This window comes from Aidingimonas lacisalsi, assembly GCF_008079445.1.
Taxonomy (GTDB): domain Bacteria; phylum Pseudomonadota; class Gammaproteobacteria; order Pseudomonadales; family Halomonadaceae; genus Aidingimonas; species Aidingimonas lacisalsi.
Genome location: NZ_VRYH01000001.1, coordinates 23,231 through 46,336, shown reverse-complemented (window position 1 = coordinate 46,336; position 23,106 = coordinate 23,231). Strand labels below are relative to the sequence as shown.

At 58.4% G+C, this 23,106-nt stretch carries 21 protein-coding genes and 1 riboswitch; of the genes, 13 read left to right on the top strand and 8 right to left on the bottom strand.

Annotated features, from left to right (window positions below):
• Window positions 1–136 precede the first annotated feature (136 nt).
• From FVV99_RS00195 to FVV99_RS00185, 3 genes are all read left to right on the top strand, one after another.
• Window positions 137–595 (top strand): Hsp20/alpha crystallin family protein, encoded by a 459-nt coding sequence (locus FVV99_RS00195; protein ID WP_148251993.1) that lies wholly within the window; start codon window positions 137–139, stop codon window positions 593–595.
• Window positions 596–636: 41 nt separating this feature from the next.
• A complete protein-coding gene (locus tag FVV99_RS00190; protein WP_148251992.1) occupies window positions 637–1,026 on the top strand; it encodes an Hsp20/alpha crystallin family protein in 390 nt (129 codons plus the stop codon).
• 138 nt (window positions 1,027–1,164) lie between these two features.
• On the top strand, window positions 1,165–2,217 hold the full coding sequence (locus FVV99_RS00185; protein WP_148251991.1) for a class I fructose-bisphosphate aldolase: 1,053 nt from the start codon (window positions 1,165–1,167) through the stop codon (window positions 2,215–2,217).
• A gap of 97 nt (window positions 2,218–2,314) precedes the next feature.
• Here FVV99_RS00185 and tkt (FVV99_RS00180) read toward each other — a convergent pair whose 3' ends face one another.
• From tkt (FVV99_RS00180) to FVV99_RS00165, 4 genes are all read right to left on the bottom strand, one after another.
• Window positions 2,315–4,309 (bottom strand): transketolase, encoded by a 1,995-nt coding sequence (tkt, locus tag FVV99_RS00180; RefSeq protein WP_148251990.1) that lies wholly within the window; start codon window positions 4,307–4,309, stop codon window positions 2,315–2,317.
• Between the two features lie 14 nt (window positions 4,310–4,323).
• Window positions 4,324–5,274 (bottom strand): transaldolase, encoded by a 951-nt coding sequence (gene tal / locus FVV99_RS00175; protein ID WP_148251989.1) that lies wholly within the window; start codon window positions 5,272–5,274, stop codon window positions 4,324–4,326.
• A 107-nt stretch (window positions 5,275–5,381) separates the two neighbouring features.
• Complete coding sequence (gene dhaL, locus FVV99_RS00170) at window positions 5,382–6,035, bottom strand: dihydroxyacetone kinase subunit DhaL (RefSeq protein ID WP_148251988.1); 654 nt, start codon at window positions 6,033–6,035, stop codon at window positions 5,382–5,384.
• Between the two features lie 38 nt (window positions 6,036–6,073).
• Window positions 6,074–7,063: a dihydroxyacetone kinase subunit DhaK gene (locus FVV99_RS00165; protein WP_148251987.1), complete on the bottom strand. Its 990-nt coding sequence runs from the start codon at window positions 7,061–7,063 to the stop codon at window positions 6,074–6,076.
• Between the two features lie 421 nt (window positions 7,064–7,484).
• Between FVV99_RS00165 and rpiB the strand changes: the two genes are divergently transcribed.
• The 7 genes from rpiB (at window position 7,485) to FVV99_RS00130 (ending at window position 14,901) form a co-directional block, all read left to right on the top strand.
• Window positions 7,485–7,979, top strand: a complete 495-nt coding sequence (rpiB, locus tag FVV99_RS00160) for a ribose 5-phosphate isomerase B (protein ID WP_148251986.1) — start codon at window positions 7,485–7,487, stop codon at window positions 7,977–7,979.
• Window positions 7,980–8,056: 77 nt separating this feature from the next.
• A complete protein-coding gene (locus FVV99_RS00155; RefSeq protein WP_148251985.1) occupies window positions 8,057–9,037 on the top strand; it encodes a sugar-binding transcriptional regulator in 981 nt (326 codons plus the stop codon).
• A 286-nt stretch (window positions 9,038–9,323) separates the two neighbouring features.
• Window positions 9,324–10,430, top strand: a complete 1,107-nt coding sequence (locus FVV99_RS00150) for an MDR/zinc-dependent alcohol dehydrogenase-like family protein (RefSeq protein WP_148251984.1) — start codon at window positions 9,324–9,326, stop codon at window positions 10,428–10,430.
• A gap of 69 nt (window positions 10,431–10,499) precedes the next feature.
• The gene (locus FVV99_RS00145; RefSeq protein WP_148251983.1) at window positions 10,500–11,159 is read left to right on the top strand and encodes a DUF2291 family protein; all 660 of its coding nucleotides are present in this window, start codon (window positions 10,500–10,502) and stop codon (window positions 11,157–11,159) included.
• A 14-nt stretch (window positions 11,160–11,173) separates the two neighbouring features.
• Window positions 11,174–12,733 carry a sugar ABC transporter ATP-binding protein gene (locus tag FVV99_RS00140; RefSeq protein WP_148251982.1) on the top strand — a complete coding sequence of 520 codons (1,560 nt, stop codon included), beginning with the start codon at window positions 11,174–11,176 and terminating at the stop codon, window positions 12,731–12,733.
• Window positions 12,734–12,762: 29 nt separating this feature from the next.
• A complete protein-coding gene (locus tag FVV99_RS00135; RefSeq protein ID WP_148251981.1) occupies window positions 12,763–13,920 on the top strand; it encodes an ABC transporter permease in 1,158 nt (385 codons plus the stop codon).
• 93 nt (window positions 13,921–14,013) lie between these two features.
• The gene (locus FVV99_RS00130) at window positions 14,014–14,901 is read left to right on the top strand and encodes a D-ribose ABC transporter substrate-binding protein (RefSeq protein ID WP_236645245.1); all 888 of its coding nucleotides are present in this window, start codon (window positions 14,014–14,016) and stop codon (window positions 14,899–14,901) included.
• 84 nt (window positions 14,902–14,985) lie between these two features.
• Here FVV99_RS00130 and tkt (FVV99_RS00125) read toward each other — a convergent pair whose 3' ends face one another.
• Window positions 14,986–16,980, bottom strand: a complete 1,995-nt coding sequence (gene tkt / locus FVV99_RS00125; RefSeq protein ID WP_148251980.1) for a transketolase — start codon at window positions 16,978–16,980, stop codon at window positions 14,986–14,988.
• A gap of 342 nt (window positions 16,981–17,322) precedes the next feature.
• Here tkt (FVV99_RS00125) and metK point away from each other — a divergent pair, with 342 nt between their 5' ends.
• Window positions 17,323–18,543 carry a methionine adenosyltransferase gene (gene metK, locus FVV99_RS00120; protein ID WP_148251979.1) on the top strand — a complete coding sequence of 407 codons (1,221 nt, stop codon included), beginning with the start codon at window positions 17,323–17,325 and terminating at the stop codon, window positions 18,541–18,543.
• 144 nt (window positions 18,544–18,687) lie between these two features.
• Window positions 18,688–18,783, top strand: a riboswitch (S-adenosyl-L-homocysteine riboswitch).
• A gap of 16 nt (window positions 18,784–18,799) precedes the next feature.
• Window positions 18,800–20,209, top strand: coding sequence for an adenosylhomocysteinase (gene ahcY / locus FVV99_RS00115; protein WP_148251978.1), 1,410 nt, complete (start codon window positions 18,800–18,802; stop codon window positions 20,207–20,209).
• Here the strand turns inward: ahcY and FVV99_RS00110 are convergent.
• From FVV99_RS00110 to FVV99_RS00100, 3 genes are all read right to left on the bottom strand, one after another.
• Complete coding sequence (locus FVV99_RS00110) at window positions 20,203–20,664, bottom strand: hypothetical protein (protein ID WP_148251977.1); 462 nt, start codon at window positions 20,662–20,664, stop codon at window positions 20,203–20,205. The genes ahcY and FVV99_RS00110 overlap by 7 nt on opposite strands.
• Window positions 20,665–21,024 carry a DUF6152 family protein gene (locus tag FVV99_RS00105; RefSeq protein ID WP_148251976.1) on the bottom strand — a complete coding sequence of 120 codons (360 nt, stop codon included), beginning with the start codon at window positions 21,022–21,024 and terminating at the stop codon, window positions 20,665–20,667.
• Between the two features lie 81 nt (window positions 21,025–21,105).
• Window positions 21,106–22,071 carry an AEC family transporter gene (locus FVV99_RS00100; protein ID WP_407921325.1) on the bottom strand — a complete coding sequence of 322 codons (966 nt, stop codon included), beginning with the start codon at window positions 22,069–22,071 and terminating at the stop codon, window positions 21,106–21,108.
• A 193-nt stretch (window positions 22,072–22,264) separates the two neighbouring features.
• Here FVV99_RS00100 and metF point away from each other — a divergent pair, with 193 nt between their 5' ends.
• Entirely contained in the window at window positions 22,265–23,104 is an 840-nt protein-coding gene (gene metF, locus FVV99_RS00095) for a methylenetetrahydrofolate reductase [NAD(P)H] (protein WP_148251975.1), read from the top strand.
• Window positions 23,105–23,106 lie beyond the last annotated feature (2 nt).

Genomic DNA, 23,106 nt, shown 5'->3' with positions numbered 1-23,106 from the left:
TTCCTGAGCCCTTGAAAAGCCACTTGATGTCCCCATTGTGCAGATTACGGAGAGCCTGTCAGCTTTGACAGGGTATCCGGGATGGGCCGCCAGGCCCACTGACTCCGATCTAACATGGCGTGAGGAGGTGTTCGATATGTTCGGAGATCTCAAGCGTTTCGATTCTCAGCAATACCAGCCCGACTGGTTCCAGCAACTGTTCGACAGTTTGTTTCCCGACACTGGTGCGGCGGACATTCGTTCCGTTCCCCGCGGGAGTTTCCCTCTGATCAACGTCGGCCGCACCGATGATGCTGTGCATGTCTATGTGTTCGGTGCGGGACTGACAGCGGATGACCTGGATATCAGCATCCAGGACAATGTGTTGACCCTCAAGGGCAAGCGGGACGTATCGGATGACGAGGCATCCGAAGGCAAATCGCGCTCGCACTTCCGCCGGGAGCGGACACGCGGTGCGTTTTCGCGTGCCATCGCCTTGCCGGATGGGTTGGATCCGGATCGCGCCGAGGCACGTTTCAGCGACGGTGTGTTCCGCATTCATCTGCCCAAGCGGGCCGAGCTCAAGCCGCGTCGGGTCGAGATTCAGGCTGCCTGACTCTCATGGAATCCTCTGACGAAATGAGGAGGTGATTGATCATGAACGATGTCGTCAAGCAAGACAGCACTCGTGATGTATCCACTGAGAGTCGCCAGGCATCGGCACTATGGCCGGCAGTGGATATCTACGAAGAAAACAACGCATTATATGTGGTCGCTGACCTGCCGGGCGTTCCACGGGATGGGCTGCAGGTCGAGGTCAATGATAATGTCCTCAGTATCGAGGGAGAGATAAACCTCGATATGCCCGAAGGCATGACGGCTATCTATGCCGAAGTTCGAGGTCAGCGTTTTGCTCGCCGTTTCACGCTGAGTCACGAAATTGACAGTGAGGCGATCGAGGCCCGGCTCGACAATGGCGTGCTCAACGTACGCCTACCCAAGAAGGAGACCCATCGTCCGCGCCGTATCGAGATTCAAGCGGCGTGATCCCTTCTTGCCCGGCGGCGCTCTTCGGGGGATCCCTTGGGGTGCCGCCTTTTTGTGCGTATTGGCTATTGCCTGTGCGACATCATGCTCTAGGATGAAAGACTCACCCTAGAGGCGTTTGCAACAGAGGACTTCACGATGACGGATATTGCCGCGCTGCTGGGCGACGAGGCCGACAGCTTACTCGGTCATACCTGCCGGGGAATCCCCAAGGCGCATATTCATGTGCCGGGAGCGGATTTCGTGGACCGTGTCATGGCCGACAGTGACCGTAGCCCGCACGTGCTACGCAACATGCAGACTCTGTTCGATCATGGTCGACTTGGCGGTACCGGTTATCTCGGCATTCTGCCGGTAGACCAAGGGGTCGAGCATTCGGCCGGCGCCTCGTTTGCACCCAATCCACAGTATTTCGACCCCGCCAATATCGTCGAATTGGCCATCGAGGGTGGCTGTAACGCGGTGGCATCGACGCTGGGTGTGTTGGGATCGGTGGCACGCCGATATGCTCACAAGATCCCCATGCTGCTCAAACTCAATCACAATGAAAGTCTGACGCTGCCGGCGATGTATGATCAGACGTTATTCGCCCAGGTAGAGCAGGCTCATGAGATGGGATGCGTGGCTGTGGGGGCAACCATTTACTTTGGCTCGCCTGAGAGCCGGCGTCAGATCACCGAGATCAGCGAAGCATTCGAGCGTGCTCACCAGCTCGGTATGGTCACTGTGCTATGGGCCTATCTGCGTAATCCCCAATTCAAGCATGACGGGACTGACTATCATGTTGCCGCCGATTTGACGGGGCAGGCCATTCACCTGGCGGCGACCATCAAGGCGGATATCGTCAAACAGAAGCAGGCCGAGACCAACAACGGTTATCGCGCCATCGGCTTCGGCCATACCCATGACAAGGTCTACAGTGAGCTGACGTCGGAACACCCGATCGATCTGACTCGCTACCAGGTTGCGAGTTGCTATATGGGGCGCGCCGGTATGATCAATTCAGGGGGAGCGTCCTCGGGGGCCGACGATCTGGCGCAGGCCGTGCGCACGGCGGTGATCAACAAACGCGCCGGTGGCATGGGGCTGATCTCTGGACGCAAGGCATTCCAGAAGCCGATGGCAGAGGGCGTGGAGTTGCTGCATGCCATTCAGGACGTCTATCTCGATCCGCAGGTCACGATTGCATGACGATCCAGGCATGAACCGGCTGCTGATTGGATAGCGCCCATGATACGGGTCCGGCTAAAGCCGGACCCGTGTCGTATGGATGCTCTGATCAGAGTGATCAGCGATGCAGTAACGCCGTTGCCCGCGCGACGACGTTGTCGACGCGGAAGCCGAAGTGGGCGAACAGATCCCCGGCCTTGCCGGATTCGCCGAAGGTGTCCATGGCGATGATGTCACCGTCGGGACCGACGTAGCGGTACCAGGGCATGGGGTGGGCAGCCTCGATGGCCAGGCGTCGGGTCACCGACGGCGGCAGCACACTGTTGCGGTAGTCGGCGTCCTGGGCGTCGAAGACATCGGTGGCCGGCATCGAGACCACGCGCACGGCGCGACCGGCGGTCGCCAGTTCCGCGGCGGCGTCCATGGCCAGGCCGACCTCGGAGCCGGTGGCGATCAGGATCAACTCGGGCGTCTCTTCGCTGTCCTTGAGCACATAGCCACCGCGCTGAATATGGGCCAGTTGCTGTTTGTTGCGCGACTGATGGGGCAGGCCCTGTCGCGACAGCACCAGGGCGGTTGGACCGGCCTGGCGCTTGAGCGCGGCATGCCAGGCGGCGGCGGTCTCGACGTCATCCGCCGGCCGCCAGGTCGACAGGTTGGGGGTCGAGCGCAACGTTGCCAGTTGTTCGATCGGCTGGTGGGTCGGCCCGTCTTCGCCCAGCCCGATGGAGTCATGGGTGAGCACATAGATGGCCTGTTGGCCCATCAGGGCGGCCATGCGTATCGCGTTGCGCATGTACTCCGTGAAGATCAGGAAGGTCGCGGCGTAGGGGATGAACCCACCGTGCAGGGCAATGCCATTGGTGATCGCCCCCATGCCGAATTCGCGCACCCCGTAGTGCAGGTAGTTACCCGCGGCGTCCTCGCGGGAGATCGCCTTGGCCCCCTCCCAGACGGTCAGGTTGGACGGCGCCAGGTCGGCACTGCCGCCGAACAGTTCCGGCAGCTGCGGGCCCAGGGCGTTGAGGCAGGCCAGTGAGGCCTTGCGCGAGGCGGTCTCGCCGCCGTCGGCTTGGATCGCCTCGATCAGGGCCTCGCTGCCCAGGTCCACCGGCAACTCCCCATCCAGCCGGCGCTGCAGCTCCCTGGCCAGCTCGGGGTAGGCTTCGGCATAGCGTGCGAAGCGGGCCTGCCAGTCGGCTTCACATTGCTCGCCACGGGCCGTGGCATCCCAACCCTGATAGATCGCTTCCGGCACATGGAAAGGCGCATGCGGCCAGTCGAGCCGCTCGCGGGCCGCCGCCACTTCGTCATCGCCCAGGGCGGCGCCGTGGCAGGCCTCGGTGCCCTGCTTGTTGGGCGCGCCGAAGCCGATCACGGTGCGACACACGATCAGCGACGGCCGATCGTCATGCTGACGGGCCAGCTCGATCGCCGCCTTGACCTCATCCGGGTCGTGGCCGTCCACCTGCGGCACCACGTGCCAGCCATAGGCTTCGAAGCGCTTGGCGGTATCGTCGGTGAACCAGGCATCGACCTCGCCATCGATGGAAATGCCGTTGTCGTCGTAGAAGGTAATCAGTTTCCCCAGCCCCAGGGTCCCGGCCAGCGAGCTCACTTCATGGGAAATGCCCTCCATCAGACAGCCATCGCCGACGAAGCAGTAGGTATGATGGTCGATGATGGCATGACCGGGGCGGTTGAACTGAGCCGCCAGGGTCTTCTCGGCGATGGCCATGCCGACGGCATTGGCCAGCCCCTGGCCGAGCGGGCCGGTGGTGGTCTCCACGCCGGGCGCATAACCGAACTCCGGATGGCCCGGTGTCCTGGAGTGCAGCTGGCGGAAATGCTGCAGGTCCTCGAGGCCGATACCATAGCCGGTCAGGTGCAGTAGCGAGTAGAGCAGCATCGAGCCATGCCCGTTGGAGAGCACGAAGCGGTCGCGATTGACCCAATCGGGGTTGGCGGGGTTGTGCTGCAGGTAATCGTGCCACAGCACTTGGGCGATGTCGGCCATGCCCATGGGGGCGCCGGGGTGGCCGGAGTTGGCCTTCTGGACGGCATCCATGGACAGGGCCCGAATGGCGTTGGCCAGTTGAAAGCGTGACGGCATCTCGAAACCTCCGGTCAATGTCGGGCATCGAGGCGCTCGGCAATGCGCGCCTCCAGGGTCTGTTGGTCTTCATCGAAGCGGCGAATGCCCTCGGCCAGCTTGTCATTGGCCATGGCATCGCCATTGTGTCCCCACCGGAATTCCGATTCGCTAAGCGGCGATGACCGGGACCCTTCGCTCTGACTCATGTCGATCCGCGGGGCGATATCGCCTTCCATGCGATCGAGTTCTTCGAGCAGGGCCGGGGAGATGGTCAACCGCGGACAGCCAGCGAGCGCCAACACCTGATCGGTCGTGCGGAAGCTTGCGCCCATCACGACGGTGGAATAGCCACCCTGGCGGACGCGTTGGCAGACCCCGCGAACGAACTGCACGCCTGGATCGACGTCGGCGGCAAAATCGTGTCCGGTCGCTTGCTTGTACCAATCGGTCACGCGACCGACGAACGGGGAGACGAGGAAGACGCCGGCATCAAAGCAGGCCTGCGCCTGAGCGTCGCTGAACAGTAAGGTCAGGTTGCAGTTGATTCCCTCGCGTTCCAGTATTTCGGCGGCACGAATGCCCTCCCAGGTGGATGCCAGTTTGATCAATATCCGGTCGCGGCCGACACCGTGATGTTCGTAGAGCTCGATCAATTCATGCGCCTTGGCGATGCTGGCCTGCCGGTCGAACGAGAGTCGGGCGGCCACCTCGGTCGACACGCGCCCGGGAACACGCTGCGCAATTTCCGTTCCCATCGCCACGGCCAATCGATCCACGGCGCGTTCACTGTTGCCGCCTTCGGCGGCGACGGACGCCAGGGTCTCGTCGATCAGGGGCTGGTAGCCGGGCAGGTCGAAGGCCTTGAGAAGCAGTGACGGATTGGTAGTGGCGTCTTGGGGCCGGTAGCGCTCAATGGCGTCTAGGTCGCCAGTGTCGGCAACGACAAGAGAGTGCTGTCTGAGGGCATCGAGTCGTGAAGCCATAGAATACTCCGCTGAAAGGGAAATCTGTTGGAGCCCATGGAGGTGTCGGCACCTCCCGGGCGACGTAAGGATGAGTCAATGACCATGGCCGGGTCTGGCCGGTCGCGTCAGGCGGCGGCTCTCTCCAAGTGGCGTTCTGTGCTATCGGCTAGCCGGACCAGCAGTAGACAGCAGGAAACGGCGCCGGCATCGAGATGGCCCTTGGAGCGTTCGCCTAGACGCGCGGCGCGACCGATCTTGGCTTCGAGCTCTCGAGTCGACTCACAGCCACGTTCTGCCCCATTGCGCAAGGCTTGCAGGGCGCTGGTAAAACTGTCGTCATCGTCGACGGCATGTCGGTAGTCCATGACCGCGGGAACGAGCGTATCCAGCAGGCACTTGTCACCAACGTTGGCGTCACTGATGCTTTGTATGGACTCCAGACCGGCGGATAGCATGTCGCCGAATGTGCGGGCATCGAGTGTGTCGAGGTCCTTGGAAGCATTGCCCATGCCAAGAAACAGGCTGCCGTAAAGGGGGCCCATGGAGCCGCCGATCGAGCCCATCAGCGTGTTGGCTAATGTGGTGAAGGCCTTGGCTAGGCTCAATGACTGCCCCTGGATCGACTCGCTATAGAGCCGAAAGCCTTTGGCCATATTGATGCCGTGATCGCCGTCACCGATGGAGCCGTCTACTTCGCTCAAATAGTCGCGGTTGTCGAGGATGACATCCACCAAATCCCCGAGGATGTCGCTGCCGTGAGATGTGTCCAGGAACTGCATTGTTTTGACTCCTGAGTGTTGATCGACGATGGCTGTCGTTAACGCGTGATCGCCAATGACCGGGCCGGGGCGTCCACGAGGGGTTTGAGTTCCTCATCCAGCTTCATCACGGTGAGAGTTGCGCCCATCATTTCCAGCGAGGTGAAGTAATTGCCGATATCGGCGCGATGCACCGTGATGCCCTCGGCTTCAAGGCGGTCAGCGACATGGGCATACAGTAGATTGAGTTCCATGACGGGGGTGGCGCCGAGGCCTGAAATCAGCACTGCTACGTCACCGCCGGTAAAGTCCTGGTCTGCAAGCACCGGATCGCACATGGCGTCGGCCATGGCTTTCGCATCGGGGAGGGGGACGACTTCGATGCCTGGTTCACCATGGTGGCCGATACCCAGTTCCATGTGGCCCGGGGCAATGGTGAAGTTGGGTTTGCCGTTGGCAGGGATGGTACAACTGCTCAAACCGACCCCAATGCTCGAACAGGCATCGACGGCCTTTTGCGCCAGGCGGATCACCTCATCGAGGTCATCATGACGAGCGGCGGCAGCCCCGCCGACTTTCCACATCATGATTTCTCCAGCCACTCCCCGGCGCTTTTCGCGTTGGTCTGCAGGAGCCGAGGCCACATCATCACGGGCGATCACTGTCTTGACGTCGATGCTTTCCATTTCAGCCATCTGGCGCGCCATCTTCACGTTCATGTTATCGCCGGCATAGTTGCCGTACAGGCAGGCTACGCCACGCCCCTGGTCGGCAACGCGGAAGGCTTCGAGAAATGCGTCAGCGGTGGGTGAAGAGAATATCTCGCCTATCGCGACGGCATCACATAGACCGTCACCGACATAACCCAAGAATGCAGGCTCATGGCCAGAGCCCCCACCAGTGACCACGCCGACTTTTCCTGATGTTGTGGCGGCGTACTTGAGCACGCGGGGATGGTCGGTTGCTGCATAGAACTCGGGTGAGGCTCTCAGGTAACCACGGACCGCATCATCCACCACATTATCCGGGTCGTTGATTATGCGTTGCATGGGGTAGTCCTCGATGTTTGTGGGTTGTTGTCGTGAGTCCGGCGATGTGCCAATGACACCGACTCATCATTCGGAAGATGTCGCGGTAGAACAGCAGGTCGAGGGTACGGGCATGTCACCCTCTCTAAATGATCGAGTAATGATCAGATGTTTAAGCCTGGTTTTCTCGAATGTCAAGGATAAGGTGGATTGAAGGTATGCGACTTTGGTCTTTCCATTAAACGGTGTTTCTTTTAATTTCCTGATTTATATATTGTTTTATTGTGATCGTGGTGATTGTTTGATGGCTTGGTGGGTCAGCCAGGATGGATGCTTGTCAGCATGCTGATAGGGTTTTAGGTTTACAAATGATCGAATAATGATATTTTGAACAATTATTCGTTGGCATTGGGCCGACGGTATACTATCAGGAGACCTATCCATGTCGGATCCAACCATGGCTACCCAGGCGGTACGTGTCGCCTTGGGTGGAGATGAAGCAGCATTCGAGCTCAAGGAAGTGCTGATCGAGCATGTGCGCTCGCTCGGTTTCGAAGTCTTGGATTTCGGTACCTACAATGCGGAGCCGGTGCTTTATCCCGATGTTGCTGTTCGCGTGGCGAAGGCCATTAGTGAGGGTGATGCCGAGCGTGGTGTGCTTGTCTGTGGCACGGGGATCGGTGTCGCCATTTCTGCCAACAAGGTGCCAGGAATTCGGGCAGCCCAGGCTCATGACACCTATTCGGCGGCCAAGGCGCGTTCGAGCAACGATGCACAGATCGTGGCGCTGGGGGCACGAGTCGTCGGGCCGGAGCTTGCCAAGAGTATCGTGACTGCGTTTCTCGGGGCAGACTTCGGTGGCGGTGGGTCGGCTGAAAAAGTGGCGCGTATCGCCGATTACGAGCGAACGTTCTTCCGTGATCCGCCGAACGTCTGAGCGGTGCGAGTTCGCCTGAACGCTGTGGTATCTTGTGCCGGTCACCTAGTCAATCAAGACCGCATGAGGCCAATATCATGAGTGAGCGTGCCGAGAACGCTGATATCGCGTTAATGACCGAGATTGCCACGCTGTATTACGTGGAGGGCGAGACTCAAGAAGTCATTGCCAATCGACTGGGAATTTCGCGGGTCAAGGCGGGACGGTTGCTCAAGCGTGCGCATGCCGAGGGCATCGTTGATGTACGGGTGCGCCAACACCCTTCGGTGAGTGCAGAGATAGAGCAGGAGCTGATACGTCGTTTTGGCATTAGACGCGCGCTGGTATCGCTCGATCATGCGGATCCGGATGTGCAGCGCTCGGGGGTCGCGAGCCTGGTCGCCGATCACTTGTCACGCACCTTGCACGACGGCTCGATCGTCGCTGTCGGTATGGGAAGGAATGTCGGCGCGGTCGCCGACAACGTCTTCGAGCAAGGTGAGCGCAAGTGTTCATTCGTCTGTGCCATAGGCGGTTCGCTGCGAGCCGGCGAGTACATGAACCCCGACCATATCTGTCGACGACTGGCGATGAAATTTGGTGGTGATAGCGAGACCTTATATGCCCCCGCGCTGGTTCAGAACCCTGAGCTGCGCGATTCCATGTATGAGAACCCTACCGTACGCCAGACGCTGGATAGAGCGCGGCGAGCTGATACCGCACTGATTGGGGTCGGCGACCTTAGCGAAGATAGCAACATGGTGCGAATGGGATGGTTTTCTCCCCAGGAGATTGCCGAGGCTCGCTTGTCCGGCACCGTCGGCGACATGATGGGATACGACTTCATCGATCTGCATGGCAGGCCGTCGGAGACGCCGATGCAGGGGCGGGTGATCGGTTTGACCATCGGTGATTTGGCGAGGATTCCGGATGTCATAGCCATTGCCAGTGAAAATACCAAGGCTGCAGGGATTCTGGGCGCATTACGCACCGGTGTGGTGGATACCCTGGCCACCAGTGTCACCAACGCGCATACGATATTGCGCCTGGATGAGGCAACGCCTGCCCAGGATGCTTGATACGTGCACTGTGTCCGAGTCCGGTGCATGGCTGCCACAAGGAACATATGTTCATTCATGTGATCTTATGATCACAGCTGCTTTCCTAGCCATGAAATAGATCCATTTCTCAAGCTTCGGAAAATTATCGGAATATATGTTTTAAATCAGAATCTTGAAAGATACTCCTAAAGTATAAGTCAAAAAAGGAGCCAAATTCATTGACCTGACTATACTGAAAAGCGTTAATTCATTTGAGCGGAAAGAGATCAAATGATAAGACCAGGCCAGTTCAATGGAGGCTCTCATGCACGATACGCTCACCCAGTCCACCTCGTCGGACGTCACCGTTCCTAAAACGATGAAAGCCGTCGTCGCTTATGCTCCCGGCGACTATCGATACGAGGAAGTACCCGTTCCCGAGATCGACGACCAAGAAATCCTGATCGAGGTCGAGGGCTGTGGAATCTGCGCCGGCGATATCAAATCTTATGATGGTGCACCCAGTTTCTGGGGCGATGAGTTTCAGCCCCCATATATCAAGGCACCAATGATTCCGGGGCATGAGTTCATTGGCCGAATCGTCAAGGTCGGAGCGCAAGTCTCTGGTTATCAGGTCGGTGATCGGGTAATTTCTGAGCAGATCGTACCGTGCTGGAATTGTCGCTTCTGCGGTCGTGGTCAGTACTGGATGTGCGAAAAGCATGATCTCTATGGCTTTCAGAATAATGTCAACGGTGGCATGGCCGAGTACATGAAGTTCACCAAGGAAGCGATCAATTACCACGTCCCTGAAGAATTACCACTAGAAAAAGCCATTTTGATCGAACCCTATGCCTGCTCGCTTCATGCTGTGCAGCGTGCTCAGATCGAATTGGGGGATGTCGTGGTGTTGTCCGGCGCTGGGACGCTGGGATTGGGAATGATCGGTGCGGCAAAGAAGTCAGGTGCTGAAAAACTGATCGTGCTCGATCTCTTCGATGATCGTTTGGCCCTGGCTGAAAAGTTCGGTGCAGACATGACACTGAATCCCAGTCGTGACGATGTGGTTTCGATCATCAAAGAGATGACTGACGGTTACGGCTGTGATGTCTATATCGAAGCGACTGGACACCCCTCATCGGTTGAGCAGGGTCTATCGATGATTCGTAAGTTGGGTCGTTTTGTCGAGTTCAGTGTGTTCAAGGATCCGGTGGCGGTGGACTGGAGCATTATTTCGGATCGCAAGGAGCTCGACGTGCTGGGATCCCACCTGGGTCCATACTGTTATCCGCTTGTGATTGAAGGAATTCGTAACGGTGATTTTCCGACCGAGGGCGTCGTTACGCACAAGCTGCCACTCGACCGTTACGAAGAAGGGTTCGAGCTGATGAAGACTGGATCAGAGTCGCTTAAGATCGTTCTGATTCCCTGAAGATATGTGCGATTCGAGCATGATATTGAGCCTTCATCCCTCACTCCGAAGAACAAGAGGTCTCTCGATATGAGTTCACAAGCCGATGTCAGTTCGGCGCAGCGTTCCCCTAAACGATTTGGCCCTGCTGCCGCCATGGGGGTGGTGGTGCTTGTCCTGTTGGGTGCGATGGCCTGGGACACCACTGTCGTATCGATCGATGCAGAGGGTGGCGGGCAAAGTGCTGAATTTTCTGGCGAACAGTACGGCGAGGAGCAGTTTCCCCATATTCGGGAGGATGTCGCAAACCGTGCGATAGACGCTGAGACGTTGGCTGCCGACATTGCTGCCGATCAAACGGCGGCAGGCGAAGAATATGGTGTTCCTGGTGGAATCGGTCCGATCATGCCCGTTAGGTTCTCCGGTGTCGTTGGAGAGGGAGCGTCCGGTACTTATGAAGTCGATGTCGAGGGATTGCCGGAAGGCTTGACGATACGAGTACAGACAGGGCCAGCCATTAACGGTACCGATCTTCGTGATGCTACGGGAGAGATAGAATTCGGTCAGTTTACCAATCAGATCGAGTATCAGGATGCCGGTTCGGGGATTAACGAAGCCATGAAAGAAGAGGTGCTTGCGGAAATCGACACGAATGATTTGTCGGGAAAAACCGTTGAAGTTACTGGTGTTTTCCAACTGATCAACCCGAATAACTGGCTGGTCACGCCGGTCAGCATGAGTGTGGAGTGAGCCGGAGCAACAGAATGATAACTGAACGTGATAGGAATCATGTCTTAACCAGCGGCTATGCCAGTGATGAAGTTATTCTCTCGGCGAGTCACATTGCCAAATCGTTTGGTAATGTCCATGCGTTGAAGGCAGTCAATTTTGATGTCCATCGTGGCAAGGTTACTACCCTTTTTGGGGAAAATGGTGCCGGAAAATCCACATTGATGAAAATTCTATCCGGTGTGATGCAACCGTCTTCCGGAGAGATCGTTCTTGACGGGAAAGCGGTGACTTTTGCTTCGACGATGGAGGCACAGAACCTCGGTATCTCGATTATTCACCAGGAGTTGAGCCTCGCTCCCAATCTGAGTGTTCGCGATAACATTTTCATGGGACGAGAATTGAGAGCCTCGACGGGCATCAATTATGCCGAAGAGGAGCGCCAGACCCGGTTATTGATGGAGGAATTGGATGAACCAATCGACCCGTTGACCCTAGTGGAAGATTTACGCTTGGGGCAGCAGCAGATAGTCGAGATAGCCCGTGCGCTCTCCGTCAACTCCCGCATTCTGATCATGGATGAACCCACCTCGGCATTGAGTGCCACAGAGGTTGAAGTGCTCTTTCGCGTGATACGTGACTTGAAAAGTCGCGGTGTCTCGATCGTCTATATCTCTCACCACCTGGAAGAAGCGCTGCAGATTACTGACCATGCCGTGGTGTTGCGTGATGGTTCGATGACCGCATATGCCGAACGCAAGGACATCGATCTGGAGTGGATCGTACGCAATATGGTGGGTAACAACTTCGATCTTGGGTCCCCGCCGTCTGGCTATACCATGGGCAATGTCGCCTTATCCATTGAGGGTATTGCGGTACCGGACGCCACGGTTCCTGGCCGCATGCTCGTCGACCACGTTTCCCTGAATGTTCATGCCGGAGAGATCGTGTGTATCTACGGTCTGATGGGCGCTGGCAGAACCGAGTTGCTCGAATGTGTCGCAGGACGCTTGGCGAAGGCGCATGGCCGGGTTGTGCTTGAAGGGGAGGATGTGTCACGGCTGAGTCTTGCCCGGCGTATCGACAAGGGCTTGGTACTGGTGCCGGAAGACCGGCAACGGGACGGACTGGTACAAACGATGCCGGTAGGGCAGAACCTCTCTCTGGCCAGCATAGGGGCCTTTACCAGGGGGCTGCTGACATCACGGCGTCGTGAGCAGTCCGTCATCGATGACGCGATCAATAATGTGCATATCAAGACTGATGGTGGCGAGGCAGCTATCGATTCGTTATCCGGTGGTAATCAGCAGAAAGTCGTTATCGGCAAGATGCTGGCCACGCACCCGAAAGTCGTTCTGCTCGACGAGCCCAGCCGGGGTATAGATGTCGGTGCCAAGGCGGAAGTCTTCAAACTGTTGAGTGAGGGTGCCGCCCAGGGGTTGGCAGTCGTGTACTCGACCTCTGAGGTTGGCGAATGCCTGAGCATTGCCCACCGGATCATCGTGATGGGGCGTGGCAGGATCGTGGCGGAATTTGGTCCCGATGCTACCAAAGAAGAGATTATGGCTGCCTCAGGCGAAGCCGTGGTCGCTTGATCCACTTGCAATCAGCGGAGTGAATAACAATGTCTGACACCAGCCAAGCTACGACCAGCGCCCAGGTATCGAGGGGGGGCAACGGCAAGTTCGATGTGACACGTCTATTGCTGGAAGGTCGTGCGTTCTTTGCCTTGATAGCCATTATCGTCATCTTTTCGATACTGTCGCCCGCTTATTTTTCGGTGAACAATTTTCTGACCATGTCGTCGCATGTGTCGATCTTTGCACTGCTGTCCCTTGGCATGCTGCTGGTGATTCTTACTGGCGGCATTGACCTGTCGGTGGGATCGACCTTGGCGTTCGCTGGCGTATTCGCCGGCTTTCTGTTGCAAGGTATACCGCTCGAATTCTTTGGTGTCGTCGTATATCCCCCGGTCTGGGTGGTCGTGATCCTGACCTGCGCTTTGGGGGCCTTTGTCGGTGCCATCAATGGTGTCCTGGTCGCATACTTCAAGGTCCCGGCGTTCGTGGCAACGCTGGGTATGTTGTATGTGGCCAGAGGCGTGGCGTTATTGATGACGGATGGCCTGACCTACAACAACCTGGGGGGGAGCCCGGAGCTTGGCAATACCGGCTTTGACTGGCTGGGATTCAACCGGCTTCTCGGCATCCCCATCGGTGTGTGGATCATGGCGGTTGTCGCGATTGTCTGTCTTTTGGCATTGACCCGCACGCCCTTCGGACGATGGGTCTATTCCACCGGGGGTAATGCACGTGCCGCTGAATTATCCGGTGTACCGGTCAAGCGCGTACAGGTGGCTGTATACGTGCTGTCGGGCATTTGCGCGGCGATTGCCGGTCTTGTCCTGTCGTCGCAACTGACATCGGCGGGCCCGACGGCGGGCACCACGTATGAGCTGACCGCCATTGCCGGTGTCGTCATCGGTGGCGCAGCGCTGACGGGAGGCCGGGGTAACGTCCGGGGCACCCTATTGGGGGCTTTCGTTATCGGCTTCTTGTCCGATGGGTTGGTCATCATTGGCGTGTCGTCTTACTGGCAGACTGTCTTCACGGGCACGGTCATCGTCCTTGCCGTACTGCTCAACAGTATCCAGTACAGTGGCCGGAAAAAACGGTCCGACACTTCCAATGACACAACGTCTTCCTCGCAACAGGGGGCTCAAACCAAAGCGGAAGCCCCTGTAGTGGAAAGCGCAGCCGGCAAACCGGCATCACAATCATAAGAGTAAAGGTGGTCCATTATGTTCATGAACGGAAAGCGCCAGTTGATCGCAACCCTTGCGATGAGTGCGTCTGTAATGTTTACAGGCGGTGCCATGGCACAAGACGACAAGGGGCTGATCTCCATTATCGTCAACGATACCTCGAATCCGTACTGGTTCACCGAGGGCGAGATTGCCAAGGAAACGGCGGAGGAGCTTGGTTATGAAGCGAATGTGAGTGCTCACAAGGGGGCCACTCACACTGAAAGCAACCAGATCGATACGGCGATCACGAACGACGCCAAGGCGATCATTCTGGATCCGGCCAATGCGGATGGCTCCATCGGTGCGGTACGTAAAGCCGTCGAGGCCGGCATCCCCGTGTTCACGGTCAATGCTGAAATCAATCAGCAAGGCCTGGCCAAAGCACAGCTCGTTTCCAACAATGCTCAGGGGGCGGCGTTGGGCGCTCAGCAGTGGGTGCAGAATGTCGGGGATTCGGCGCGCTATGTCGAACTCGAAGGCGCGCCTTCCGACAATAACGCCGCGACCCGCTCCAACGGCTATGAAACGGTGTTGAGTCAGTATCCCGGTTTGGAACGGGTCGCTTCGGAGGTTGCCAACTGGGATCGTACTCAAGGCTATAACAAGATGCAGAGCATGCTGCAGGCCAATCCTGATATCGAGGCCGTCATCAGTGGCAATGACGAGATGGCATTGGGAGCCATCGCTGCCCTCAAGGAGGCCGGCAAGCTCGACGAGGTGGTCGTGGGCGGTTTCGATGGGAGCCCCGATGCGGTCGACGCGGTCAAGGCCGGTGAAATGGATTACACCGTACTCCAGCCGGTTGCCGTCTTTTCCAAGGCCGCGGTCGAGCAAGCCGACCGATTCATCCGGACGGGGGAGACCGGAGTCGATAGCGAGAAACAGCTATTCGACTGCGTGTTGATTACGTCGGAAAACGTGGATCAATACACCGATCCGTTTGTTCTCGAACAGTAAGTTCGAGCACAGTAAACAATGTTCAATGTAAAGGGGGCCTGTATGGCCCCCTTGTTAGTTGGTACACCCGATGCGCCAACTCGGTCAGCGATGCAGTAACGCCGTTGCCCGCGCGACGACGTTGTCGACGCGGAAGCCGAAGTGGGCGAACAGATCCCCGGCCTTGCCGGATTCGCCGAAGGTGTCCATGGCGATGATGTCACCGTCGGGACCGACGTAGCGGTACCAGGGCATGGGGTGGGCAGCCTCGATGGCCAGGCGTCGGGTCACCGACGGCGGCAGCACACTGTTGCGGTAGTCGGCGTCCTGGGCGTCGAAGACATCGGTGGCCGGCATCGAGACCACGCGCACGGCGCGACCGGCGGTCGCCAGTTCCGCGGCGGCGTCCATGGCCAGGCCGACCTCGGAGCCGGTGGCGATCAGGATCAACTCGGGCGTCTCTTCGCTGTCCTTGAGCACATAGCCACCGCGCTGAATATGGGCCAGTTGCTGTTTGTTGCGCGACTGATGGGGCAGGCCCTGTCGCGACAGCACCAGGGCGGTTGGACCGGCCTGGCGCTTGAGCGCGGCATGCCAGGCGGCGGCGGTCTCGACGTCATCCGCCGGCCGCCAGGTCGACAGGTTGGGGGTCGAGCGCAACGTTGCCAGTTGTTCGATCGGCTGGTGGGTCGGCCCGTCTTCGCCCAGCCCGATGGAGTCATGGGTGAGCACATAGATGGCCTGTTGGCCCATCAGGGCGGCCATGCGTATCGCGTTGCGCATGTACTCCGTGAAGATCAGGAAGGTCGCGGCGTAGGGGATGAACCCACCGTGCAGGGCAATGCCATTGGTGATCGCCCCCATGCCGAATTCGCGCACCCCGTAGTGCAGGTAGTTACCCGCGGCGTCCTCGCGGGAGATCGCCTTGGCCCCCTCCCAGACGGTCAGGTTGGACGGCGCCAGGTCGGCACTGCCGCCGAACAGTTCCGGCAGCTGCGGGCCCAGGGCGTTGAGGCAGGCCAGTGAGGCCTTGCGCGAGGCGGTCTCGCCGCCGTCGGCTTGGATCGCCTCGATCAGGGCCTCGCTGCCCAGGTCCACCGGCAACTCCCCATCCAGCCGGCGCTGCAGCTCCCTGGCCAGCTCGGGGTAGGCTTCGGCATAGCGTGCGAAGCGGGCCTGCCAGTCGGCTTCACATTGCTCGCCACGGGCCGTGGCATCCCAACCCTGATAGATCGCTTCCGGCACATGGAAAGGCGCATGCGGCCAGTCGAGCCGCTCGCGGGCCGCCGCCACTTCGTCATCGCCCAGGGCGGCGCCGTGGCAGGCCTCGGTGCCCTGCTTGTTGGGCGCGCCGAAGCCGATCACGGTGCGACACACGATCAGCGACGGCCGATCGTCATGCTGACGGGCCAGCTCGATCGCCGCCTTGACCTCATCCGGGTCGTGGCCGTCCACCTGCGGCACCACGTGCCAGCCATAGGCTTCGAAGCGCTTGGCGGTATCGTCGGTGAACCAGGCATCGACCTCGCCATCGATGGAAATGCCGTTGTCGTCGTAGAAGGTAATCAGTTTCCCCAGCCCCAGGGTCCCGGCCAGCGAGCTCACTTCATGGGAAATGCCCTCCATCAGACAGCCATCGCCGACGAAGCAGTAGGTATGATGGTCGATGATGGCATGACCGGGGCGGTTGAACTGAGCCGCCAGGGTCTTCTCGGCGATGGCCATGCCGACGGCATTGGCCAGCCCCTGGCCGAGCGGGCCGGTGGTGGTCTCCACGCCGGGCGCATAACCGAACTCCGGATGGCCCGGTGTCCTGGAGTGCAGCTGGCGGAAATGCTGCAGGTCCTCGAGGCCGATACCATAGCCGGTCAGGTGCAGTAGCGAGTAGAGCAGCATCGAGCCATGCCCGTTGGAGAGCACGAAGCGGTCGCGATTGACCCAATCGGGGTTGGCGGGGTTGTGCTGCAGGTAATCGTGCCACAGCACTTGGGCGATGTCGGCCATGCCCATGGGGGCGCCGGGGTGGCCGGAGTTGGCCTTCTGGACGGCATCCATGGACAGGGCCCGAATGGCGTTGGCCAGTTCGAAACGGGATGGCATTACGTAGCTCCTCGCCTACGGCAAACATGACGTTAGCTGTGCGGCGATCGGTCGTGTTATAGCAACCCTCGCCGGCACGGTCTTTCTGGCTGGGAGATGCCGCGGACGCTGCGGCACCCATGCATTGAGGCGCCTATTGTCGCCGACTTGCAGCGATCCATCAAATGGCCCGGCGGGAGACTGATAAAGAGTCAGCACATTCTGGCGAAATAACGTCGTCAGCGTGTAAACTTTCACTCCAACCCTTATCGGGCGGTCGTGCGCCATGATCGGTGATTATCTCGGCGCTGTTTCCCTTCCTGTCCCGCGTTAGGCGGGTACGAGCAGACGGTCTAGAACGCTATGAGCGATTATTCCCTGTTTACTTCCGAATCCGTGTCCGAAGGTCATCCGGACAAGATCGCCGATCAAATTTCCGATGCCGTGCTTGATGCCATCATTGCCCGCGATAAACAAGCTCGTGTGGCGTGTGAGACCCTGGTCAAGACCGGTGTGGCCATTGTTGCCGGCGAGATCACGACGAGCGCCTGGGTCGACCTGGAGGAATTGGTTCGCCAGGTGATTCGGGACATCGGTTATACGTCGTCGGAGGTTGGTTTCGATGGCGACACCTGTGGCGTTCTCAACTTGATCGGCAAGCAAAGCGTTGATATTGCCCAAGGGGTCGATCGCAGCAAGCCCGAAGATCAAGGCGCTGGCGATCAGGGCCTCATGTTCGGGTATGCCACCAATGAAACCGAATCCTATATGCCGGCACCGATTTACTATGCGCATCGTCTGGTGGAGCGTCAGGCCGAACTTCGCAAGAACGGTATGCTGCCGTGGTTGCGACCGGATGCCAAGAGTCAGGTCACCTTTCGCTACGACGATGATGGCAAACCCGTGGCCGTCGATGCGGTGGTGCTGTCTACCCAGCATGACCCCTCGATCGACCAGGACCAATTGCGCACCATGGTCAGGCGCGAGATCATCGAGGCGGTCTTGCCGGCCGAATGGCTCACTGCCACGACACGTTACCACATCAATCCGACGGGCAAGTTCGTGATCGGTGGTCCCGTGGGCGACTGTGGCCTGACTGGACGCAAGATCATCGTCGACACGTACGGCGGCATGGCGCGTCATGGCGGCGGCGCTTTCTCCGGCAAGGACCCGTCCAAGGTCGATCGAAGCGCTACCTATGCCGGCCGTTATGTGGCCAAGAACATCGTTGCGGCGGGCCTGGCCGATAAGTGTGAGATTCAGGTGTCCTATGCTATCGGGGTCGCTGAACCGACCTCGGTATCGGTCAATACCTTCGGTACCGGGAAAGTCAGTGACACGCGTATCATAGAGCTGGTGCGCGAGCATTTTGACCTGCGTCCTAATGCCATTACCCGGATGCTTGACCTGTTGCACCCGATGTATCAACTGACGTCATCCTATGGGCATTTCGGTCGCGAGCCGTTCGAAACGTCCTATAGCTGGAGTGATGTCAATGGAGAGCAGCATACCGAGACCTTCGTTGCCTTCCCATGGGAGCGCACCGACAAGGCAGACGCCTTGCGGGATGCTGCAGGCATATAATCAGTTCACCACCTCTGCTGGAGAGGCTTACGGGATGCCGATGTGCCCTCTTCACACGGGCATGGATAACCGGAAGCGATTGCAAATCGTCGCTTTGTGTAGTGAACTGCCTCACCAAGTAACGACGCTCTGCGCGTTATATGGCCGTTCGAGGGGCGCTGCAGTGTTCACGATTGGATCGATGAATCGTGGGCACGAGGCTCGAACCGGCCCGGGAATGAACAACGGCGCCCATTCCTGTTCTAGGAGTGGAAATATGAGTCAATTGGCTTCCGCCGATGCTGTCACGCAAGATTACAAGGTTGCCGATATCTCCCTGGCCGAGCTGGGGCGCCGCGAGATTCGCATTGCCGAGACAGAGATGCCGGCTTTGATGAAGATTCGTGAAAAGTATCGTCAGCAGCAGCCACTCAAGGGGGCACGTGTGGCTGGCTGTATCCATATGACGATCCAGACGGCCGTGCTGATCGAGACACTGATCGAGCTCGGGGCCAGTGTTCGCTGGTCTTCTTGCAATATTTTCTCGACCCAGGATCATGCTGCCGCGGCGATTGCTGCTGCCGGTATCCCGGTTTTCGCTTGGAAAGGTGAAACCGAGGACGAGTTCTGGTGGTGCATTGAGCAGACCGTGGAAGGCCCCGATGGCTGGACACCTAACATGGTGCTCGATGATGGCGGCGATTTGACGTTGTTGTTGCATGAGCAGCGTCCGGAGTTGCTCGATGCGATCAATGGCATCAGCGAGGAAACGACAACGGGGGTTCATCGTCTGCATGAGATGTTGCGTGACGGTCAGCTCAAAGTTCCGGCTATCAATGTCAATGATGCAGTCACCAAATCCAAGAACGACAACAAGTATGGCTGCCGGCACAGCCTCAACGATGCCGTCAAGCGAGGTCTCGACCACTTGATGGCCGGTAAGCAGGCGCTGGTTGTCGGTTATGGCGATGTCGGTAAAGGGTCAGCGGCATCCCTGCGCCAGGAAGGCATGATCGTCAAGGTCACCGAGATCGATCCGATCTGTGCCATGCAGGCATGCATGGATGGCTACGAGGTCGTCTCGCCGTATCATGAAGGCATCAATCAGGGTGAAGCGAGCATCGATGCTGACCTGATGGGCAAAATCGACTTGGTCGTGACGACGACCGGTAACGTCAATGCCTGCGATGCGCCTATGCTGCAGACGCTCAAGAAAGGGGCGGTCGTTTGTAACATTGGCCACTTCGACAACGAGATCGACACGGCCTTCATGCGCGAGCAGTGGCATTGGGAAGAGGTCAAGCCGCAGGTCCACAAGGTCTATCGCGACAGCACCCCCGGGAACTTCAGTCCAGAGAGCGCTGATTATCTGCTCCTGCTGTCCGAGGGCCGCTTGGTCAATCTCGGCAACGCGACAGGCCATCCCTCGCGGATCATGGATGGGTCCTTTGCCAACCAGGTCCTGGCACAGATTCACCTGTACGAGCGTCGCTTCGCTGACCTGTCAGGTGCGGACAAGGCCGGGGCCGTAACGCTGTCCGTGCTACCCAAGCACCTCGATGAAGAGGTGGCACGCTATATGGTAGAAGGCTTCGGCGGCGTGATTACCAAGATGACTACCGACCAGGCCGACTATACTGGCGTACCGTTGGACGGACCGTACAAGACGGACGAGTATCGTTATTGAACGAACGCCAGTAACCGTCCGGCGCCGAGCGTTGTCAGCCACAGTGACATCGAGATGGCGCCGGCGGTGACCAGGTAGAAAGCCGAGGCCCCGGCGAGTCCGGGGCCAAGGTTTAGCGCCAGGGCATTGACCAGTGCCAGGCCGATAAAGACCAGTTTGAGTTGAAACAACGGCATGGCGGCGTAATCGACGGGGTCGGCCAGAAACAGCAGTCCCCCCATCGCGATAGCCAGTGCCAGGCCGGTGATGGCGATCGGTTGTAGTAACCCAGCCAGCTTGTGGAGTTCGATATCGCGACGCCACCCCATCAATCGTACGTCCAGCGGTATGATGGCCCCCACCAACAGAGCAATACCCAACACATGCAGGGTGTTGACGATGGCGTAGCCCCATCGAGACAACCGCATCCATTCTGCCAGCGTTGTTTGCGCCAGTAGTTCGAGCAATCCTGTCACTCAAATACGATCCGGATAGAGAACATATTGTTGTTCGTCGATCCACAGTTGCTCGGCTTTCAACAAGTGGTCACCGGTATGCTCGCCCGATACTCGAATCTCGATCCCATTGGCTAGATCCCCGTCTTCAAGGCCGGCTCGTTCGTTGCGCCAAGGCTGACCGACCTCGACCGTCCATGATGAACCATCGACATCCAGTGCCACCTCACCGTGAGGATTGCCGAGACGTACATCGGTAATCATGCCGGTCAACTCGATCGTCTCACCGCCTGTCCAGCCATGGTGGGCTTGTGTCGGAGCGGCAAAGAGTAACGCGACTATGACGAACAGTATGGGGGAAATGCGCCTGACATATGACATGACACGTAGCCTCCAGTATGGTGCCGTATTGTACAATCTAGGACGCTCTTGCCGTGCTGCATAGTCGAATCTCGCATTGCGCTAGCTAACGAGTAGCGTCAGGCCTTGCAGGTATAGCGGGACCACTATGGGGGCAGCAAGTGTCGTCACGAGGACCGCAACGGCCCCTTTTTCCGGCCTGATCTCCAACTCCATCGCCACGACGACGACATTGGCCGCCATGGGGACAACACCCAGTAACAAGAGTGTCGTCTTCAGGTGATCACTGATTCCTAACGGCTGCAATCCCAGGACGGCGAGCAGGCTCACCAGTGGCCACACCAGGAAGCGTGCCGCTATGCAGGCAGAGATGAAGCGCGCATCCAGTTCGCGAATCGTGACGCGTCCCAGCGTCATACCGATGATCATCATGCCGAGAAGCGTGTAGGTCGCAGGGAACACGTCCATGCCATCGAGTACGACGGTCGGTATCTCGATATTCAGCGTACTGACCAGCAGGGCAAGCAAGAAAGCGTAGATCAATGGCAACCTGGCAATGCGTGTCAAACTTTGGCGCACCGAAAAGCGGCCCCGGGCACTGATGTAGAAGCCGATGGTGAATTCATAGAGCGTGATACCAAGCAGACAGAAGAGGTAAATCGTCACCCCTTCCGGTGGCAGCAATACCATGGCGAGGGGTAGGCCGAAATAGCCGGTATTGCCCGTGCCAGCGGAAAACGCCAGTAGTGCGGCTTCCTGGGGGGCAAACCAGTGATGCGCCAGGCGCTGGGTCATCAAGCCGATGACGCTGGCAGTGACGAAGAGTCCCAAGGTCAGCAGCAGGTAGTCGAGAGTTGGCCCTCCCAGGGTCAGGCTACGAAAGAAAGTCAGTGGCGCAATGATGTAGACCAGCAGCGTGGCAATGGGTTGGGGGTCGATGGCGAGCCGTTTGGCGCACAGCCAGCCAAGCCCCACGAAAGCCAGTAAAGTCCATAAAGGCACCAGTAGCGTGGTACCGAAATCGGATTCGACCATGACCTGCAATCCCTTGACGTAAAAGGTCATCATGCCCGTTCTCATACGACCTGTCAGGCCCAGAGAAGGGCGGAACATGATTGGAATCGATGCAGAGGTCAGGCAACTTTCATTGGTGCTCGTGACGGCGAATCGGCAAAATGCACTCTGAGACACCACCGCTCGAGTCAGCCATGATCGAACATGATGACTCGAGTACTGCAGGGCACTGATGAGGGCAGAGTCAATGAGTTCATACGCGCATCCATTGGATATCAGTTTCGAGTTTTTCCCGCCCAGTACCGAGGCGGGACACGAGAAACTGATGCGTACCCGTGATGCCCTGGCCGAGCGTGATCCCCGTTTCTTTTCGGTGACGTATGGTGCGGGAGGCTCGACACAGGCGAGAACCACCCAGACGGTCAAGGCGGTACGGGAATGCGGTATCGATACGGCCCCGCATTTATCCTGTATCGGCAGTGACAAGGAGGCGCTGCGCGACCTGCTTTGCGAGTATCGTGAGGCGGGGATTCGTAAGCTCGTGGCGTTACGCGGTGACTTACCGTCGGGCATGGGGGCCGCAGGAGAACTGCGGTACGCCAACGAGCTTGTGGATTTCATCCGTGCAGAGACCGGCGATCACTTCGAGATTGCCGTTGCCGGCTATCCGGAAAGCCATCCGCAGGCACCAAGTTTCGAGCGGGATCTGGAAAACTTCGTGCGCAAAGTGCAGGCAGGTGCCGATGTCGCCATCACCCAGTACTTCTTCAACCCCGAGGCCTATTTCCACTTCGTTGAACGTGCCACGGCAATGGGTGTGGTTGTACCAATCGTTCCCGGGATCATGCCGATCACTAACTACACGAAACTGGCACGTTTTTCGGATGGGTGTGGGGCGGATATTCCGCGCTGGATCCGTAAGCAACTGGAGGCCTACGGGGATGACAGCACGAGTATTCGTGCGTTCGGCGAGGAGGTCGTTTCAAGGCTTTGCCAGCGCTTGCTCGATGGCGGTGCGCCGGGTCTGCATTTCTATACTCTGAACCAGGCAGAGCCCACGCTGAAGGTTCTGGATAACCTGTCTTGAAA

What these genes read in the sequence shown, in the direction of transcription:
- FVV99_RS00195 (WP_148251993.1), top strand. Translation starts at nt 137, where the DNA reads ATGTTCGGAGATCTCAAGCGTTTCGATTCTCAGCAATACCAGCCCGAC.
- FVV99_RS00190 (WP_148251992.1), top strand. Translation starts at nt 637, where the DNA reads ATGAACGATGTCGTCAAGCAAGACAGCACTCGTGATGTATCCACTGAG.
- FVV99_RS00185 (WP_148251991.1), top strand. Translation starts at nt 1,165, where the DNA reads ATGACGGATATTGCCGCGCTGCTGGGCGACGAGGCCGACAGCTTACTC.
- tkt (WP_148251990.1), bottom strand. Translation starts at nt 4,309, where the DNA reads ATGCCGTCACGCTTTCAACTGGCCAACGCCATTCGGGCCCTGTCCATG.
- tal (WP_148251989.1), bottom strand. Translation starts at nt 5,274, where the DNA reads ATGGCTTCACGACTCGATGCCCTCAGACAGCACTCTCTTGTCGTTGCC.
- dhaL (WP_148251988.1), bottom strand. Translation starts at nt 6,035, where the DNA reads ATGCAGTTCCTGGACACATCTCACGGCAGCGACATCCTCGGGGATTTG.
- FVV99_RS00165 (WP_148251987.1), bottom strand. Translation starts at nt 7,063, where the DNA reads ATGCAACGCATAATCAACGACCCGGATAATGTGGTGGATGATGCGGTC.
- rpiB (WP_148251986.1), top strand. Translation starts at nt 7,485, where the DNA reads ATGTCGGATCCAACCATGGCTACCCAGGCGGTACGTGTCGCCTTGGGT.
- FVV99_RS00155 (WP_148251985.1), top strand. Translation starts at nt 8,057, where the DNA reads ATGAGTGAGCGTGCCGAGAACGCTGATATCGCGTTAATGACCGAGATT.
- FVV99_RS00150 (WP_148251984.1), top strand. Translation starts at nt 9,324, where the DNA reads ATGCACGATACGCTCACCCAGTCCACCTCGTCGGACGTCACCGTTCCT.
- FVV99_RS00145 (WP_148251983.1), top strand. Translation starts at nt 10,500, where the DNA reads ATGAGTTCACAAGCCGATGTCAGTTCGGCGCAGCGTTCCCCTAAACGA.
- FVV99_RS00140 (WP_148251982.1), top strand. Translation starts at nt 11,174, where the DNA reads ATGATAACTGAACGTGATAGGAATCATGTCTTAACCAGCGGCTATGCC.
- FVV99_RS00135 (WP_148251981.1), top strand. Translation starts at nt 12,763, where the DNA reads ATGTCTGACACCAGCCAAGCTACGACCAGCGCCCAGGTATCGAGGGGG.
- FVV99_RS00130 (WP_236645245.1), top strand. Translation starts at nt 14,014, where the DNA reads ATGGCACAAGACGACAAGGGGCTGATCTCCATTATCGTCAACGATACC.
- tkt (WP_148251980.1), bottom strand. Translation starts at nt 16,980, where the DNA reads ATGCCATCCCGTTTCGAACTGGCCAACGCCATTCGGGCCCTGTCCATG.
- metK (WP_148251979.1), top strand. Translation starts at nt 17,323, where the DNA reads ATGAGCGATTATTCCCTGTTTACTTCCGAATCCGTGTCCGAAGGTCAT.
- ahcY (WP_148251978.1), top strand. Translation starts at nt 18,800, where the DNA reads ATGAGTCAATTGGCTTCCGCCGATGCTGTCACGCAAGATTACAAGGTT.
- FVV99_RS00105 (WP_148251976.1), bottom strand. Translation starts at nt 21,024, where the DNA reads ATGTCATATGTCAGGCGCATTTCCCCCATACTGTTCGTCATAGTCGCG.
- FVV99_RS00100 (WP_407921325.1), bottom strand. Translation starts at nt 22,071, where the DNA reads ATGATGACCTTTTACGTCAAGGGATTGCAGGTCATGGTCGAATCCGAT.
- metF (WP_148251975.1), top strand. Translation starts at nt 22,265, where the DNA reads ATGAGTTCATACGCGCATCCATTGGATATCAGTTTCGAGTTTTTCCCG.